Source organism: Algoriphagus ornithinivorans (assembly GCF_900115305.1).
Taxonomy (GTDB): Bacteria; Bacteroidota; Bacteroidia; order Cytophagales; family Cyclobacteriaceae; genus Algoriphagus; species Algoriphagus ornithinivorans.
Genome location: NZ_FOVW01000006.1, coordinates 134,767 through 152,422, shown reverse-complemented (window position 1 = coordinate 152,422; position 17,656 = coordinate 134,767). Strand labels below are relative to the sequence as shown.

Sequence of the window (17,656 nt, the reverse complement as noted above, 5' to 3'; positions counted from 1 at the left end):
CATGCAACAAGTACTTTTAAGCAATCTCCTTTCCATCTTAAAAGAAGGAGAAGTAGATTTCGATGATCGTTTTCAATTGGAGTTCAATCCCTCATTTCTAGATTCTAAAGGCCAAGCTTGGCTTCATGAAATCTATGATGACTTAGGTGGAAAAGGAAAGCATCCACTATTGGAAAAGGCAAATTTTGATATGAAAATCAACAGGGTCTTATTCCTATTTGATTCACCTATTCACTTTAATAGATATAGATTAATAAGCTTAAGATCAGATTTTTATAGTGAAATGTCTTTCCCTTTTTCGGAAGCCTACAAGAGACTCTGTAGAACTTATGAAAAGGAATGTCAGAAAGCTGGTTTGCAGGAAAGAATTTGGAATGGGCCACCTGTTGCGGGGACTTGGTTTGGACAGGCTTCCGAGCCGGGTGACTATTCCGGTGTAGGTGCTTCAGGTTGGAAATTAACTGCTTTCAATGATGCTCAAATCGATCTTCAGTCCAGAATTCATGGTTATAAGTTGATTCGGATAGCTCCTTATGAAACGATTATGACTGGTGGGAGCTTGAAGCGTTTGGATCAAATGTTGGTTAACCCAAATGAGGATCAGAGAAAAGTAATCTGTAACTGGTTTTTGAGGAAATTGGAGTAAAAAAGCAGCCTTTCAGCTGCTTTATTTATTAAGCGAACAATCCAAAGATTTCTCTATGAACCTTATCTACAATAAAAGAGAAGTCCTCAGGTCTTTCAACAAAGTCCAATTCATTGACATCAATAATCAATAACTTCCCTTCTTTATAATTCGAAATCCAATCTTCGTAATGAGAATTTAGATTTTTGAGATAATCAATCCTCATTGCCGTTTCATAGGATCTACCTCTTTTTTCTATTTGCCCAACTAATTTGGGTATATCAGCTTTGAGATAAATCAGCAAATCAGGAGCCTTCACATGAGAAATCATGCTATCAAAAAGACTTCGATAATTGTAGTAATCCCTTTCACTCAAAAGCTTGCTTTTATACAAGTTGGCCGCAAAGATGTAAGCATCCTCGTAGATCGTTCTATCTTGGATAGTAGGAGTTTTACTTTCCTGAATAGTTTTGATTTGATTGAATCTAGAATTCAAAAAATAAACCTGAAGGTGAAAAGCCCACCTTTTCATGTCTTCATAAAAGTCAGGTAAGTAAGGATTATCATCTACCGCTTCAAATTCAGCTTTCCAACCATAATGCTTGGCTAACTTTTCTGTAAGCGTAGTTTTCCCGCTACCGATATTTCCGGATACTGCTAAGTGCATGATTTGCTAATGCTTATTTAATGAATCTTGGAGCTACTTTAATGTCCTTGCTTCCCGGAGTATACTGATAAAATCCTTCACCGGTTTTCACTCCTTTGTAACCTGCCTCTACCATATTGACCAATAAAGGACATGGAGCATATTTAGGATTGCCAAACCCATCGTGCAATACCTTTAAAATAGATAAGCAAACATCCAGACCGATAAAGTCAGCCAATTGAAGAGGTCCCATAGGATGTGCCATGCCTAATTTCATGACCGTGTCAATTTCTTCCACACCAGCAACTCCTTCGAATAATGTGATGATGGCCTCATTGATCATAGGCATCAAAATTCTGTTGGCAACGAATCCTGGATAATCATTTACCTCTACTGGAACCTTCCCTAAATTTTTGGATAGGTCCATGATCTTATCCGTAACCTCATCTGAAGTTGCATATCCCCTGATTACTTCCACAAGCTTCATGACAGGAACTGGGTTCATGAAGTGCATTCCAATCACCTGTGCAGGTCTTTGGGTAACCGCTGCAATTTTGGTGATAGAGATGGAGGAGGTATTGGTTGCCAGAATCGCACTTTTAGGTGCAAACTCATCCATTTGTCTGAAAATATCGAGCTTGATATTCATATTTTCAGTAGCCGCCTCAACGATCAAATCTGCTTCTTTAACTCCTTCTTTGAGTTCGGTAAATTTCTTGATTTTCCCTAGAGCTTCAGTTTTTTGATCTTCAGATAGAAGGCCTTTGCTAACCTGTCTGTCCATATTCTTGGAAATGGTAGCTAAAGCTTTGTTCAAAAATTCTTCTTTAATGTCTACTAAGGAAACTTCATAACCAGTTTGAGCAAAAACGTGTGCAATACCATTTCCCATGGTTCCAGATCCTATGACAGTGATATTTTTCATAATGAGGCGATTAAAATTTAAAAACAGTTCTATTTGGGTTTTTTTGACTTTGCCTTCAAGCAAAGGGATTCAAAACTACTTCCAACAGCTAGGAAATCCAATTTTTAAACATGCGTTTCCTGACTTTGTTTGTCACAAAATTTCAAAATCCTTTTAGATTAATAGCTACCTTTGAACTATGAAAGAACTCGGCTTAGTCAGCAAATTACCCATCAATAGATTTACAGATTTTGGAGCATACCTTCAGTTAGAGTCCGGTGAAGAGGTCTTGTTACCCCAAGGTTATTTGAAAGGGGAGGAGCGTGAAAATGATGAGCTTGAGGTTTTTGTATATACTGACAGTGAAGATAGACCAGTTGCTGTAACTACTCGCCCTATTGCACTTTTAGACGAATGGGGTGTCATGGAAGCTAAGGAAGTCACCTCATTTGGAGCTTTTATGGATTGGGGTTTGCCGAAAGATCTTTTGGTGCCTAATGCTGAGATGGGTAAAAATATGGAACCTGGGAAAAAGTACTTGGTTAAGGTCTGTGTGGATTACAGAACCAATAGGCTGATAGGAAGTACCAAGCATAAGGACTTTATCTACCCTGCACCAAAGGACTATGAGCCGGGAATTCAAGTTGAGGGTTTGATATTTGATAAAACTGACCTTGGATATAAAGTCTTACTAGAAGACCGATACGAAGGCTTGGTCTATGCAAATGAAGTGTTTCAACCTTTGGAAATAGGGGAGCAGCGCACGCTCTATGTGAAGAAAAGGAGAGATGATGGTAAAATTGATTTGCAATTATTGCCTACTGGTCGAGAAAAATACGAGGAAGGTGCGGAACGAATTCTGAAAATATTGGAAGAAAGGAAGTTTCTTCCTCTTCATGATAAATCTGATCCTGAAGAAATAAAAAAAGTGCTTTCTATGAGTAAAAAGCACTTTAAGCAATGCATAGGGCAGTTGTATAAAGCCAGAGAAATAAAAATTCTGGAGGATGGGATTGCATTTGCTGATTAATCCAATTTCAAAATATCACTGGGAGTTCGGCAGAGAATCGCTTTATTTCTGAATAGTGCAATCGGTGATTTGATCAAATAGGGATATTTGACCAAGATTTTGAGCCAGTCTTCATCATCCCAGTTTTTACCTGCGATGTATTTCTGGTAATCAGGATGGGCTCGATTGAGCAGGTCCTTGGCACGTAGTCCAAGTTTCAATAATATGCTATCCCATTGAGTCGCAGTGATTCTTTGTTTCACCACATCGATCTCGTTGACAAATTTTGCCAGAGATTTTGCGTAGGCTTTGGTTTGCTTATCAATGGGTTGACCTGCGCTGTGATAGAATAAAAGTTCTGATGGATGTGTTTTCATAGTCATTGGGGTTTAGTGTCTTATTAAGATACAAAAAATACGTAATAAATTGAAAATAAGATAGATGTGACTGCATCAAAAGATTCATTGAATTTAGAATTATTTAACATTGAGAGTAAATCTGAATTCCCAACTAATAAAAAGCTGAAGGAAAGGCTGCGAAAAGTAAAGCCTAAAAAGCTGGATGAAGACTTTGAAAATCTACACGATAAAGTATTCGAAAGTTTGGATTGCCTTGAATGTGCAAATTGCTGTAAGACAACAAGTCCCATTTTTTTGCAAACAGATATAGATCGATTGGCTAGAGTTTTTCGTCAAAAAAGCAGTGAATTTATAGACGAATATCTTCACCGGGATGAAGATGGAGATTATGTCTTGAACTCTTCGCCTTGTCCTTTTTTAAACTCGGATAATAAGTGTTTAGTCTATGAGGACAGACCTAAAGCCTGCAGGGAGTATCCTCACACGAATCGGAAGAATATTCACGGAATTTTGGGTTTAACTTTAAAAAATACGCTAGTTTGTCCTGCAGTTTTCAAAATTTTCCAGCAGATTGGCAAAGAATATAGGAAGTAAAGCAATTTTTTGGCTTTTTTGAGAATCAAACCTATGAAGAACAAAATGAATAATTCGGAGACACACTTTTTAGGAGTGGACGTGGGCGGGACCCACCTAAAAATCGGACTTGTAGACAAAAACGGAAACATCCTCGATTTTCAAAAAGAGGATACCACGCCATTCAGAGACCATGCCGAAGGTTTTGGTCAAGCATTTATCTCCGGGTTAGACAAGTATTTCAAAAAATATCCTCAGGTTGAGAAAGTAGGCATAGGACTACCTGGTTTGATCAGTAAGGATAGAACAACACCGCTGGAAATCCCTGCTATTCCAAGTCTGAATAATTTCAATCTGAAACAAGGTTTGGAGAAAGCTTACCCTGATAAAGAGTTCTTCTTGGAAAATGATGCAGCAGCTGCAGCAATCGGAGAGTTCTACTACGGAAAAGATGATCCATCGGATAATTTCCTTTTCATTACTATGGGTACTGGAATTGGAAGTGCAATGGTATTGGATGGTGAGGTTTTCAAAGGTTCTAGAGGTAATGCCCTTGAAATGGGTCACATGCTATCAAGCGGTAGTGCCAGATTGGAAACACTGATCGGTAGAAAGGGCATTTTATCCATTCTTGAGAGAATGATAGCTGCTTATCCTGAGAAGGCTGGAAGATTGAAAGGTGCTGAACTGGGAACCCATTTATTGGTCGACACAGCCAAGGAAGGAAATGAAGTTTCCCTGATGGTCTTTCAGGAAGTGGGTATTATCCTGGGCGAAGCTATCGTATCGACTGTTCGAATTTTGGACGTTACAGAGGTGTATTTTGGGGGTGGTATTTCTGCTGGATTGGAGTTTATGATGCCTTCTATGGAAAGAACAATCCGTCAATACCTGACTAATTACTACAATAAGGATTTGAGGTTGAAAAAAGCCACCCTAGAAAATAATGCCGGCACATTAGGTGCTGCCGCCTTGTGTTTTATGGGTTCAGGGTTGTAATAGTCACTTCAGAAACCTTAGATATTGCATTCATTCGAAAAAGAACCTTCAGAGGTTCTTTTTCTATTTCTACCCCTTCACATGCATTGCTTGGCTCTAGAAAATAAAAGAAGAAGCTTTGGCTTTTATCAACCAATTCTACCCGGTCCGGCCTACCAAAAGTTTTGATGATTTCTTGATTATTAGCTCCTAAAAAGCTGTTTTTGATTTTTTCCAATTCATCCAAATCTTGGATTCTAAGACCACTGCATCCATATCTGTCATTTTTCCAATTCTCAATATTGATGTTGCCGGTATCCAGAGGACCTGAACAAGCAGCAATAAATAGTAGAAATACGAAAATGAAAGAAATTGAATATTTCATTGGGCAATAATTAATTTGAAGCAAAGGTATAGCGCAATCTTAAATCAGGACTATGTTTTCAATAAAACTATTTGAATCAATTTCGAGTACTATTGAAAATTTCCGGATTTGTTTTTTGCCTTAATCAGCTTATGCTCACGGTTTTTTGAAATTAATGACAAATATTGTCATAGCATGAAACCCATATTGGCACATTCTGTTTGAGCAAATCCTTTATATTAGCACATCTAATTACCCGTGAATTATGTACTACCGTTTTGGGAAAGCCTTTTACTACATCAGCATCATTTTCTTTCTCTTTTTTCTCCTTTACTTCTACTCAGCATTGACCGATCAGGTCACTTATCAAACAGATGGAGAAGGAGGGATTTCTACTATTGGAAAAGGAAACTTTTTCTATGGGATGATTGCGACATTTGTGGCTTTGAATGCTTTGGTGCTCGTTCCGCCAAAAATGTTGGAGACCAAATCGTATAGAAAACTCCACAAGCTTTTTCCGATAGGAGATAATTATAGAGATTATTTATTGACTTGGTTTTACTCCTTTGGAGGCATTATCAATCTGAGTCTTGCGACTATTGTATTTTACATCCATGCCACCAATAATCAGGAGGAGATCGCAGCAGATGAATTTGGCTTTTTCTTTTATTTGATTCCTGGGCTTTTGGTACTTTGGATCATTGCACTCTTTTTGCTTTTCGTAGGAAAAGCCAAACAGCTACAGAAAAGAGATTAAGGATAAGACTATGGCAGAAACAGTTAAATATACCGAAGACAGTATTAAATCTCTGGATTGGAGAGAACACATCCGCCTTAGGCCGGGGATGTATATTGGTAAACTCGGAGATGGAAGTGCCCAGGATGACGGGATTTATGTTTTGGTCAAAGAGGTTTTGGATAACTCCATCGATGAACACATGATGGGTTATGGACGAACCATCGAAGTAAAAATATCTGAGCACAGAGTTGAAATAAGGGATTATGGACGTGGCATTCCTTTGGGGAAAGTGATAGACTGTGTTTCTAAAATCAATACCGGAGGAAAATATGATTCAGGTGCTTTTCAAAAATCAGTAGGACTAAATGGCGTCGGTACAAAAGCTGTGAATGCTTTGTCAGACTATTTTAAAGTTCAATCCTATCGTGATGGGGAAACCAAAATAGCTGAATTTGAAAAAGGGGTATTGAAGGAAGATAAACCTATTGAGAAATCTTCTGATAGAAATGGCACAAAGGTGATTTTTACCCCCGATGCCGGCATATTCAAGAATTACCACTTCATCCCTGAATATCTTGAAAATCAAATCTGGAATTATGCTTACCTGAATGCAGGTTTGACCATTAATTTCAATGGAAAAAAGTTTTTCTCAGACAGAGGACTTTATGATTTGTTGTCCAATAAAGTTGATGAGGAAAGTTCAAGGTATCCTATCATCCATTTGAAAGGGAATGATATCGAAGTGGCGATCACTCACTCCAATCAATATGGAGAGGAATATTATTCCTTTGTCAATGGACAGTATACCACCCAAGGAGGAACTCACTTGGCAGCTTTTAGAGAGGCTATTGTCAAGACAGTTCGGGAGTTTTATAAAAAAGATTATGACTCTTCAGATATCCGCCAAAGTGTGGTAGCAGCTATTGCGGTAAGAGTTCAGGAGCCCGTTTTTGAATCCCAAACAAAGACGAAATTGGGTTCTCAATCAGTTGGTCCAGAAGGTCCAACCTTACGAACCTTCGTCAATGACTTTATCAAGACTGAACTGGATAATTATCTGCATAAAAACCCTGCAGTAGCAGATGCTTTGTTGAAGAGAATCTTGCAGTCTGAGAGAGAAAGGAAGGAGATTTCCGGAATCAAGAAGCTGGCAAACGAAAGAGCGAAAAAGGCTAATCTTCACAATAAAAAATTGAGAGATTGCCGTGTGCATTATGACGATGCAAAGGCTAATGAGGACTTGAAGAATAATACCATGCTCTTCATCACAGAGGGGGATTCAGCTTCTGGATCTATTACCAAGTCTAGGGATGTGCAAACTCAGGCAGTTTTTTCATTGAGGGGAAAGCCGCTCAACTGCTTTGGAATGACCAAAAAGGTGGTGTATGAAAATGAGGAATTTAATCTGCTGCAGCACGCCTTGAATATTGAAGATGGTATTGAAAATTTGAGGTATAGAAAAATTGTCATAGCTACCGATGCCGATGTGGATGGAATGCATATCCGGCTATTGATCATGACGTATTTTCTGCAGTTTTTTCCTGATTTGGTTAAAAATGGACACTTATTTATTCTGGATACCCCTCTTTTCAGGGTAAGGAATAAGAAGGAAACTATCTACTGCTATTCAGATGAAGAAAGGCAGCGTGCGATCCATAAGCTAGGAAATAAGCCGGAAATTACCCGATTCAAAGGATTGGGAGAGATTTCACCAGAAGAGTTTGGGACTTTCATTGGAGAGGATATCCGTTTGGAGCCAATCATCTTGAACAAGGAGACGAAAATCTCTGACCTTTTGAATTTCTACATGGGTAAAAACACACCCGATAGACAAAACTTCATCATTGATAATTTGAAGATCGAGAAGGATTTGGCTTTGGATGACCCAAGAAAAAATGATGAACCCGAGGAAGAAGCAGCTTGATTGCGTTAAAAATACAATAAACTAGTTTTTGCAGGAAAAATACAATAATTCTGTAATTCCTTAATTGGAAATATGGTTTCAGTAGGTGCTGTCATATTGTCGTTTCACCTATACAAAATTTGGATTAATTAAATGAGCGAGGAAACAAATAGACCTGAAGATAAAGACGAAAGCTTACACGATTCGGTGCCTGTTACCGGAATGTATAAGGATTGGTTTTTGGATTATGCTTCTTATGTAATCCTAGAGCGGGCTGTCCCTGCAATTGAAGATGGATTGAAGCCAGTTCAGCGTCGTATCCTTCATGCTATGAAGGAAATGGACGATGGACGATTCAATAAAGTGGCCAACATTATTGGACAGTCCATGCAATACCACCCACATGGTGATGCTTCTATTGGAGATGCTATCGTCAATTTGGGGCAAAAGGATCTTTTGATTGAAACCCAGGGAAACTGGGGTGATATTCGTACAGGTGACAGAGCTGCAGCTGCGAGATACATTGAGGCTAGGCTTTCTAAATTTGCCCTGGAGGTAGTATTCAATCCTCAAACCACAGAGTGGCAGTTATCTTATGACGGTCGAAAAAGAGAACCTGTAACCCTTCCGGTTAAGTTTCCTTTATTGCTAGCGCAGGGTGTTGAAGGAATTGCTGTAGGTCTTTCCACTAAAATTCTTCCTCATAATTTCCTTGAGTTGATAGATGGCTCAATTGAAATTCTAAAAGGCAATAAAACCAATGTTCTTCCAGACTTCATCACAGGTGGATTGGCAGACTTCAGTGAATATAATGAGGGCCTTAGAGGAGGAAAAATCAAAGTTCGAGCTAAAATAGAAGAAGAGGATTCTAAAACTCTTTTAATCAAGGAGATACCTTATGGTACAACTACTGATTCTCTAATTGATTCCATACTAAAAGCCAACGATAAAGGGAAAATCAAAATCAAGAAAGTGGTGGACAACACTGCTAAAGATGTTGAGATTCAGGTTCATTTGGCTCCGGGAGTTTCGCCCGATGTAACGATTGATGCGCTGTATGCCTTTACTGATTGTGAGGTTTCTATTTCTCCTAATGCTTGTGTAATCATTGAAGATAAACCGGTCTTTCTAACAGTCAATCAGATTCTTGAATACAACACCAAGCAAACTAAAGCACTTTTAAAGCGGGAGCTGGAGATCAGAAAAGGAGAGTTGATGGAAAAGCTCCTATTCTCTTCTTTGGAAAAAATATTTATCGAAAACAGGATCTACAGGGACATAGAAGAATGTACGACTTGGGATGCTGTTTTGGAGGCGATTGACAAAGGTTTGGATCCTTACAAGCCTGATTTTTACAGAGAGATTGTTCAGGAGGACTTGATCCGTCTTACAGAGATTAAGATTAAGCGTATTTCAAAATTTGATGCCTTCAAGGCAGATGAATTGATGAAAAGGCTACAGGATGAATTGAAGGAAGTAAATCATAACCTAAGACACCTGACAGACTATGCCATCAAGTATTATGAAAATCTAAGAGATAAATACGGAAAAGGCAGAGAAAGAAAAACTGAAATCAGAGCCTTTGATACCATCCAAGCCAGCGTCGTAGCAGCGAATAATGCCAAATTGTACGTGAACCGAAAAGACGGTTTTGTAGGAATGGGATTGAAAAAAGAAGAGTTTGTCTGTGACTGTTCCGATCTGGATGATATCATTGTAATTCGGAGAGATGGAGTGATGATGGTTTCCAAGATTCAGGAGAAGAACTTCATGGGGAAAGACATTCTCCATGTAGGAATCTATAGAAAAACTGATGAGCGCCTGACTTTCAATATGATCTATTTGGACGGTGCATCTGGTAGAGCCATGGTTAAAAGGTTCCAGCCTGGAGGTGTAACGAGAGATAAAGAATATGATCTAACAAAAGGAACGAAAGGTTCAAAATCGCTTTATCTCACGGCTAATCCGAATGGGGAAGCTGAAATTGTTACAGTTTATTTGACCCAAGGTGCCAAAGCCAGAGTCAAAGTATTCGACTTTGATTTTGCTACGATAGAGATCAAGGGGAGAGGAGCAGGAGGAAATATTCTGACCAAATATCCAGTTAGAAAAATCCAACTTAAAATGGAAGGTGTTTCCACTTTGGGAGGCTTGGATATTTATTACGATCCTATAGTTGGAAGACTTAATACAGATCAACGAGGTAATTTAATCGGTAATTTCCTGGGTGAAGATAGAATATTGGTTTGCTATAAGTCTGGGGATTATGAATTGACCAATTTTGAACTGACCAACCGATACGAACCCAATGAGGTGGTATTGATAGAAAAGTTTGAACCGGAAAAGATTCTTTCTGCGGTGTATTTTGATGGAGGGAGTAAGACTTTCTATGTCAAGCGATTCCAGGTGGAAACCACTACACTCAATAAAAAATTCAACTTTATTACTGATCATAAATCATCCTATCTCAAGCTTGTTTCGACCAATAAGCAACCTCAGGTCTCTGCTACCTTGGTAAAAGGTAAGAATGAAGAGTCGGTTGAGTTTGATTTGGATATGCTAATTGACGTCAAAGGCTGGAAAGCCATTGGTAACAAGTTAAGTTCTCATGATATCAAGGACTTGCAGTTAATCGAGGCTAAAAAGGAATCCAAAAAGCAAGAGGCGGACAGTTCTGAGGAAGAAGGTGAAACGGATGATGAACTTGAAGTAGGTAGCACCATAGACTTGAGTCCTAAAAAGGATGACGAAGAACAATTGGGACTGTTTTAAACAGTCCCTTTTTATTTGAAAATGGAAGAAAAAGAGCTTTACAAGAAGGAATTGGGGCTGTTATCCTATCTGGGACAGTACATTACAGATCATAAAAAGAAGGTAATGGAAACTGTATTAGCTCAAAGAACCCGATTTTTCACAGTCGTTTTAGAGGATATTTACAAGCCTCATAATGCCAGTGCGGTATTAAGAACTTGCGATTGCTTCGGTATTCAGGATGTTCATATCATTGAAAAAACCAATCAATACAAAGTCAATCCTTATGTCACCCGTGGTGCATCTGATTGGGTAGATATTCATAAATATTTTTCCAATGAAGGAAATGCAGTCAAGGACTGTTTCTCTGCTCTCAAGAAAAATGGTTATCAAATATTGGCCACCAGCCCCAATCCCGGATCCATTTCTGTCTATGATTTGCCTGCTAATCAGAAAATCGCATTAGTTTTTGGCAATGAGCATGAAGGCGTAAGTGAAGAAGTGAAACAGCAAGCAGATGGCTTGGTTCATATTCCTATGTTGGGATTTACAGAGAGTTTTAATATTTCAGTCTCCGCTTCGATTTTTCTTTATGAATTGACTAAGCAAATCAAGGATTTAACAATCGAGGGCTTCCATTTATCAGAAGATGAAAAACATGCTTTAAGGCTTAAATGGTATAAGCAGATTGTAAAGAGGTCAGATCTACATGAAAAAATGTACTGGGAAACTCTGAATTCCTGAGTTAATTCTTCTTGAAAATAGAATTTATTTTTTCTCCAAATGAACTGGTATTTTGCTGATTTTTCGCTCTTTGTCTTTGTCTCTGACGCTTTTTCTGGTCCTTACTTTTAACTAAGACCATTCTCGCTGATATCCCCGCTTGTCCTCTGAAAAACTCCTCTCTTCCTGCCACATTGATATTGGGCTTATAATCAAAAGAGAAAACTGTATTCAAAAAGGTCATTTCAAAACCCAAGATAAAGTCTACACCGACTGTTGAATTGCCATAGGTATGTACTATCTCTTTGTTCACTGCATCTTTCATAAAGCTCTCTTCGCTTCCGAAAGCTAAGCCACCTCCATAATAGTAATTCAATCGTTTGGAGATGATAGGTCTATGAATTTCATATAAAATATGGGCCGTTGTGTTTCTTGAAAAGTCCGACTGAAGAATAGCCTCTATGGTATTTCTTTTACTGATTCTTTGTTGAAAAGAAAGTCCTACTGTTCTTCCCAAATCATTATTTCCGAGGCGTATACCCAACGAATTCCCATAATGCTGGGCTTGAAGAGAATTGATGGAACCAAAAAATATCAGGAATAATAAATAAGTGTATTTCATAGATCAGTTCTTTGAACTTCCCCTTGTTCAAGAACTATTCCAAGAATTGTTAAAAAATAAGAGGCTGTCTCATTGATAGCTCTAGTGTCAGCCTGAGCCTTAAATATTCTTCGAACATACAAAAAATTATATGACAGGTTCATCCATAATGGACTCGTCTGTTGTCCTTTAGCAATTGAAACCATATCCTTTTAGAAAAAACTTTATAGTGAGGGCGCGGTGGGCTGGCGCAGCAGCGGGCCAGCGTCCGGCCTAGTGCGGTTGGAGCTTTGCTGCGTCTTGAATTTTTGGTTCTTTTGCTTCAAGGCAAAAGAACGAAGAGAAAAAAGAAAATGCTTAGTAGAAGCAGTAGGGTTTTAAGTTAGCTAAAGCTTACTTTTCATTAAAAGGAATTAAATTCCGAAATTTCACTTATTTCGGAATTTAATTTGTCATTGTTAGCGTAGTCGAAGGCTATTTCTATTGTTTTTAATCACATTTCGATCCCGTACAATTGTCGGGACGCTCAATGTGACATATTTTACTTTTGAGACAGCCTCATGAATTTATGCTTCGCTGATCACTATTTTTTCAATCTTATCTCCAGCTCGGATAGCATCTATGACTTCAAGTCCTTCTACTACTTTTCCAAAGCAAGTATGGTTTCTGTCTAAGTGAGCTGTATTATCTCTGCTATGGCAAATGAAAAACTGGGAACCTCCTGTATTTCTTCCAGCATGTGCCATTGAAAGTACACCTCTATCATGGTATTGGTTACCTCCGTCTAATTCGCAATTGATTTTATAGCCTGGTCCACCGGCACCATTTCCGATTGGACATCCTCCTTGAATCACAAAGTTTGGAATCACTCTATGAAAAGTAAGTCCATCATAGAATCCTTTTTGCGATAATTCAACGAAGTTATTTACTGTGTTGGGAGCATCTTTCTCATAAAACTCCACCTTCATTGTTCCCTTTTCAGTGATAATTTCAGCTGTCTTCATGTTGTGTTTTTTGATCTGAATTTTTCGAGGGGTAAAAATAGTCTTTCCCTAGAATAATCAGTCAATTATTTATTGGGATAATTAAATTTTGGATGGTAATCAAGAAAAAAAGCCCATACAATGATGTATGGGCTTTGGTTATAGAGGGTTTATATTGATTAAAATTTTGGTGCTCCAGCTAGAATATCCTCTGAGGCGTAAGATTCAAACTGCTTGAAGTTTTGAACAAATGATTTTGCCAAGTCTGATGCTTGCTTATCATAATCTGCAGGATTGTTCCAGGTGCTTCTTGGGTTTAATACCTCGCTAGGAACATTTGGACAAGATTGAGGAACCTCAAAACCGAAAACTGCATGAGGTTTGAAATCAACAGACTCTAAGCTACCTTCCAAAGCCGCGGTGATCATGGCTCTAGTGTAAGCTAACTTCATTCTAGAACCGACACCATAAGGTCCGCCAGTCCAACCTGTGTTGATCAGCCAAACATTGGTCTCATACTTTTCCATTTTCTCTCCAAATAGAGAAGCATATGCTGTTGGGTGTAATGGAAGAAATGCTGCACCAAAACATGCGGAAAACGTCAATTTAGGCTCTGTGACTCCCATTTCTGTACCTGCTACTTTAGCAGTATAGCCAGAAATAAAGTGATACATAGCTTGGCTCTTATTCAACTTGGAAATCGGTGGTATAACTCCAAAGGCATCTGCTGTCAGGAAGAAGATGTTTTTTGGGATACCCGCTGTGGAAGGTTCTAAAGCGTTTGGTATATAATGAATAGGGTAGGCTGTCCTAGTATTTTCAGTTACACTTTTATCTGCGTAATTCACGATTCGAGTTCCAGGGTTAAATCTGGTGTTTTCCACGATTGAACCAAACCGAATTGCATCCCAGATTTCAGGCTCTTTTTCTCTGCTTAGGTCAATGACTTTTGCATAACAGCCACCCTCGAAATTGAACACGCCATTTTCTGTCCATCCGTGCTCATCGTCACCAATCAATCCTCTTTTTGGGTCAGCAGATAAGGTAGTTTTGCCTGTACCTGAAAGGCCGAAGAAAATAGCTGTGTCACCTTTCTTACCAACATTGGCTGAACAGTGCATGGAAAGCACGTTCTTTTCGTGAGGAAGGATAAAATTCAAAACAGAGAAGATGCCTTTCTTCATTTCGCCGGCATATCCTGTTCCTCCAATCAATATCATCCGCTTCGACATATTTAATATGGCAAAGTTTGGATTTTTAGTACCGTCCGTTTCAGGGTCTGCCTGGAATCCCGGAGCGCAGATAATGGTAAAGTCATGCTCAAAGTCTTCCAACTCCTCTTGAGTAGGTCTCAAGAACATGTTGTGGCAAAAGAGGTTATGCCATGCCCAAGTATTGATAACTCGAATATTCAATCTATGCTGAGGATCAGCTCCGGCAAAAGCATCCCTAACAAAAAGATCTTTGTCAGAAAGGAAAGCTTTCATTTTCTCCAGTAATCGATCAAATTTTTCTTCATCGAATGGAATGTTGATGTCTCCCCACCAAACAGCATCTTCTGTTTGAGCATCTTTGACAACGTAACGATCCTTAGGAGATCTACCGGTGAATTTACCGGTGTCTGCCATCAACGCTCCAGTAGAGGTGAGATATCCTTCCTTTCGAGCCAATGCCTGTTCCACCAATTCGGCTTGTGGAAGATTAAAGTGAACTTTTCCGCTTGTCTGCAAGTCGAGAAAATTCAAAGGAGAGGTCTGGGTGTCCAGAGCTAAATCCTGCATAAAATTTTGGGTTTACAAACTGAAAATTGTCTTCCCAAAATTAGGAAAAAGGTCTTAATTCAAAATGAAAAATCTTTAAAATTTCGCTTTTCAATCGATTACGAAGAAAAAACAGATAATTATTTGGCAGTCTTGAATTTTCATATATTGAACTGCTCACAAATCCCCCAGATTTACATATTTTAAAATGAAAATTGCGTGTATTTAAATCATTCCATTTTGAAGAACCTGCCAAATTCTTTTATCATTGTAAAATTTATCAACCTAAATCACTGACTTAATTGGAAACTCCAAACAATCCTGAATTTGAAGGGCCAACTATTTTTGGCCACCCGAAGGGTCTGATGACCTTGTTTTTCACAGAAATGTGGGAGCGCTTCAGTTACTACGGAATGAGAGCATTGCTCATTCTTTTTATGACCACCGCTATTGCTGATGGAGGTCTTGGTTTTGATGATAAAACCTCCGGTGCTATTTATGGACTCTACACCATGGGTGTTTATTTATTGGCTTTACCGGGAGGTTGGTTAGCAGACCGTCTTTTTGGTTTGAAAAAATCTGTTTGGTACGGTGGTATTATTATCGCCATGGGTCACTTTATGATGGCTTTGCCCGGGATTTTTGGTTCTGGTGCTTATGAAGGAAAAACAGAGCTTTCTGCCTTAGATACCAATTCATTTTTTCTAGGGCTTATATTAATTGTACTTGGAACAGGTTTATTAAAGCCTAACATCTCATCTATTGTAGGTCAATTATACCCTGCTGGAAGCTCAAAGAGAGATGCGGGTTTCTCTATTTTCTACATGGGAATCAACTTGGGTGCTCTTATCGCACCTATTGCTTGTAGTACGCTTGCTGAATATGATTGGCACTTAGGATTTGGTTTGGCTGGATTAGGGATGGTTTTTGGCTTAATTCAGTATAAAATTACTGGTGCTTCCTTGGAGGGATATGGCGAGGCTCCTGTAGTGGCTGAAGAGACTGAAAAAGTTCAGCAGAAAAAGCTGCGCTCTTTGGTAACCTGGATTGGATTAGCTTTAGCAGTTTTTGTGGCTGTTTTGTTTACTGGACTAATTCCTATTGATGTATCTGCTATCGCTGGAGCATCAGGAACCATCATCGCATTGGTTGCTTTTGGATATCTAGGTTATGTAATCCTTTTTGGTGGATTGGATAAAGGGGATAAAAATAAGGTTGGAGTAATCGCCATTTTGTTTTTGTTCTCTGCTATGTTCTGGTCAGGTTTTGAGCAGGCAGGTTCTACGCTCAACTTATTTGCGGAAAGATTTACAGACCGATCAGTTTTAGGCTTTGAAATTCCAACCGGTTATTTCCAATCTATCAACTCCATGTTTATCATCATATTTGCTCCGATTTTTGGAGGAATGTGGGTATGGTTGGGTCGCAAAAATTTGGAGCCTAGCTCTCCATTGAAATTTACATTTGGTCTCCTTCTTTTAGGTTTGGGCTTCTTTGTGATGTATTTCGCAGCTAAAATTGCTGCTTCCGGAGATTTGGCAGCTCCTACCTGGTTGATCATGACTTATATGCTTCACACATTTGGTGAGTTAAGTTTGTCACCTGTAGGATTGAGTTTGGTTACCAAGCTGGCTCCAAAAGGCTATGCAGGACAAATGATGGGTATTTGGTTCTTATCTGTTTCTCTTGGAAACTTGTTTGCCGGCCTGATAGCAGGTGAAGCGAGTGGGGGAACTGAAGAGGCTTTGGCTCAGATGCCAGACCAATATATGTTGATCGTTTACACCGTTATTGGTTCAGCATTATTGCTCTTCCTACTGAAACCAATTATAAAACGAATGATGGGCAATGTCCATTAAATGAAAGAGCCGGCATAAGCCGGCTTTTTTTTTAGAATAAACTTGTCTGAACAGTAGTTGGCTTACTCGCCTGAATGGTTCCTTTGAGCATCTCCTGCATTAGTTTGATGAAGCCAGGCTCCCAGTTTTCAGGATTAATTTTAACTTCCTTGGCTTCATATTCAATCGGTCCTCGCATTTTCTCAAATCCAATCATCATGCTCCAGATGGTATAGAAAGTGATTTCGGGTTGTAATTCCGGCCTGATACTTCCATCCTTGATCCCATGACTGACCATTAGGATTCCCAGCTTTGCTGGTTCATGGTGAATTTCTAATAGTTTTTGGAAGTGAACGCTTTCTAAGATCAAGGCATTGATAGATTCCCGCTCTTTTTCTGAGTTATATTTTTTCATCAGATCCAAAAAGTTGATCACAGAATCATAAAGGATCTGATTGGTTTTCGCAAAATTTGATATCCTGATTATCAAATCAGAAAGCATAGCTAAGCCTGATTTCCCCCGGCTTCGATTGGACCATTCATCGCGGAATTCGTCTTTTAATTGGTCGAATGCCTTTTTGGTCAATGCCATAAAAAGGTCTTCCTTATTTTTGAAATAAAAGTAACTCAGCCCTTTACTAATCCCTGCTTTTTTTGCCACATCCTCCATTCGGGTTGCTTGAAATCCCTTGCTGGTGAAGAGTGCTATTGCGGAATCCAGAATTAGCTTTTCCTTATTTTTTTCGCCTGCCATACCTTTTGATCGTCTGTTTAAAAAACATATCAAAGATATTAAACCTTAGTCAAAAACCGGAATTAACCCTGAGTCAATTTTCAGTGGAAAGACATAAAAAAAGCCCTAAATTTTAGAATTTAAGGCTTTTTGCTTGATCCTCATAG

General features: G+C 38.9%; 17 protein-coding genes. 9 read left to right on the top strand and 8 right to left on the bottom strand.

What is annotated here, in order from left to right; translation table 11 throughout:
• The first annotated feature begins 1 nt into the window (after position 1).
• The gene (locus BM073_RS10675) at positions 2-646 is read left to right on the top strand and encodes a DUF7255 family protein (protein ID WP_091653988.1); all 645 of its coding nucleotides are present in this window, start codon (positions 2-4) and stop codon (positions 644-646) included.
• 28 nt (positions 647-674) lie between these two features.
• Here BM073_RS10675 and BM073_RS10670 read toward each other — a convergent pair whose 3' ends face one another.
• On the bottom strand, positions 675-1,292 hold the full coding sequence (locus tag BM073_RS10670) for a deoxynucleoside kinase (protein WP_091653984.1): 618 nt from the start codon (positions 1,290-1,292) through the stop codon (positions 675-677).
• 13 nt (positions 1,293-1,305) lie between these two features.
• Entirely contained in the window at positions 1,306-2,196 is an 891-nt protein-coding gene (locus tag BM073_RS10665; RefSeq protein ID WP_091653982.1) for a 3-hydroxybutyryl-CoA dehydrogenase, read from the bottom strand.
• A 178-nt stretch (positions 2,197-2,374) separates the two neighbouring features.
• Here BM073_RS10665 and BM073_RS10660 point away from each other — a divergent pair, with 178 nt between their 5' ends.
• A complete protein-coding gene (locus BM073_RS10660; protein WP_091653981.1) occupies positions 2,375-3,205 on the top strand; it encodes a CvfB family protein in 831 nt (276 codons plus the stop codon).
• Here the strand turns inward: BM073_RS10660 and BM073_RS10655 are convergent.
• Complete coding sequence (locus BM073_RS10655; protein WP_091653979.1) at positions 3,202-3,561, bottom strand: arsenate reductase family protein; 360 nt, start codon at positions 3,559-3,561, stop codon at positions 3,202-3,204. The genes BM073_RS10660 and BM073_RS10655 overlap by 4 nt on opposite strands.
• Before the next feature lie 87 nt (positions 3,562-3,648).
• On the opposite strand from BM073_RS10655, the gene BM073_RS10650 reads away from it, so the two are divergent.
• Positions 3,649-4,137 carry a YkgJ family cysteine cluster protein gene (locus BM073_RS10650; RefSeq protein ID WP_091654322.1) on the top strand — a complete coding sequence of 163 codons (489 nt, stop codon included), beginning with the start codon at positions 3,649-3,651 and terminating at the stop codon, positions 4,135-4,137.
• Positions 4,138-4,182: 45 nt separating this feature from the next.
• Positions 4,183-5,115, top strand: coding sequence for an ROK family protein (locus tag BM073_RS10645; protein WP_091654320.1), 933 nt, complete (start codon positions 4,183-4,185; stop codon positions 5,113-5,115).
• Here the strand turns inward: BM073_RS10645 and BM073_RS10640 are convergent.
• Entirely contained in the window at positions 5,096-5,479 is a 384-nt protein-coding gene (locus BM073_RS10640) for a hypothetical protein (RefSeq protein ID WP_091653978.1), read from the bottom strand. The genes BM073_RS10645 and BM073_RS10640 overlap by 20 nt on opposite strands.
• Positions 5,480-5,723: 244 nt before the next feature.
• On the opposite strand from BM073_RS10640, the gene BM073_RS10635 reads away from it, so the two are divergent.
• From BM073_RS10635 to BM073_RS10620, 4 genes are all read left to right on the top strand, one after another.
• Complete coding sequence (locus BM073_RS10635) at positions 5,724-6,215, top strand: DNA topoisomerase IV (protein ID WP_091653974.1); 492 nt, start codon at positions 5,724-5,726, stop codon at positions 6,213-6,215.
• A 10-nt stretch (positions 6,216-6,225) separates the two neighbouring features.
• A complete protein-coding gene (locus tag BM073_RS10630; RefSeq protein WP_091653972.1) occupies positions 6,226-8,121 on the top strand; it encodes a DNA topoisomerase IV subunit B in 1,896 nt (631 codons plus the stop codon).
• A gap of 132 nt (positions 8,122-8,253) precedes the next feature.
• Positions 8,254-10,872 (top strand): DNA gyrase/topoisomerase IV subunit A, encoded by a 2,619-nt coding sequence (locus BM073_RS10625; RefSeq protein WP_091653971.1) that lies wholly within the window; start codon positions 8,254-8,256, stop codon positions 10,870-10,872.
• Positions 10,873-10,893: 21 nt separating this feature from the next.
• Positions 10,894-11,595: a TrmH family RNA methyltransferase gene (locus tag BM073_RS10620; RefSeq protein WP_091653969.1), complete on the top strand. Its 702-nt coding sequence runs from the start codon at positions 10,894-10,896 to the stop codon at positions 11,593-11,595.
• 1 nt (position 11,596) lies between these two features.
• Here BM073_RS10620 and BM073_RS10615 read toward each other — a convergent pair whose 3' ends face one another.
• From BM073_RS10615 to pckA, 3 genes are all read right to left on the bottom strand, one after another.
• Entirely contained in the window at positions 11,597-12,196 is a 600-nt protein-coding gene (locus BM073_RS10615) for a hypothetical protein (RefSeq protein ID WP_091653968.1), read from the bottom strand.
• A gap of 545 nt (positions 12,197-12,741) precedes the next feature.
• Positions 12,742-13,179, bottom strand: coding sequence for a peptidylprolyl isomerase (locus BM073_RS10605; RefSeq protein ID WP_091653964.1), 438 nt, complete (start codon positions 13,177-13,179; stop codon positions 12,742-12,744).
• A gap of 158 nt (positions 13,180-13,337) precedes the next feature.
• Positions 13,338-14,939, bottom strand: a complete 1,602-nt coding sequence (gene pckA, locus BM073_RS10600; protein WP_091653963.1) for a phosphoenolpyruvate carboxykinase (ATP) — start codon at positions 14,937-14,939, stop codon at positions 13,338-13,340.
• 344 nt (positions 14,940-15,283) lie between these two features.
• On the opposite strand from pckA, the gene BM073_RS10595 reads away from it, so the two are divergent.
• Complete coding sequence (locus tag BM073_RS10595; RefSeq protein WP_091654318.1) at positions 15,284-16,777, top strand: peptide MFS transporter; 1,494 nt, start codon at positions 15,284-15,286, stop codon at positions 16,775-16,777.
• Between the two features lie 31 nt (positions 16,778-16,808).
• Here the strand turns inward: BM073_RS10595 and BM073_RS10590 are convergent, their stop codons facing one another.
• Positions 16,809-17,510, bottom strand: coding sequence for a TetR/AcrR family transcriptional regulator (locus BM073_RS10590; protein WP_091653961.1), 702 nt, complete (start codon positions 17,508-17,510; stop codon positions 16,809-16,811).
• Between the last annotated feature and the right edge of the window lie 146 nt (positions 17,511-17,656).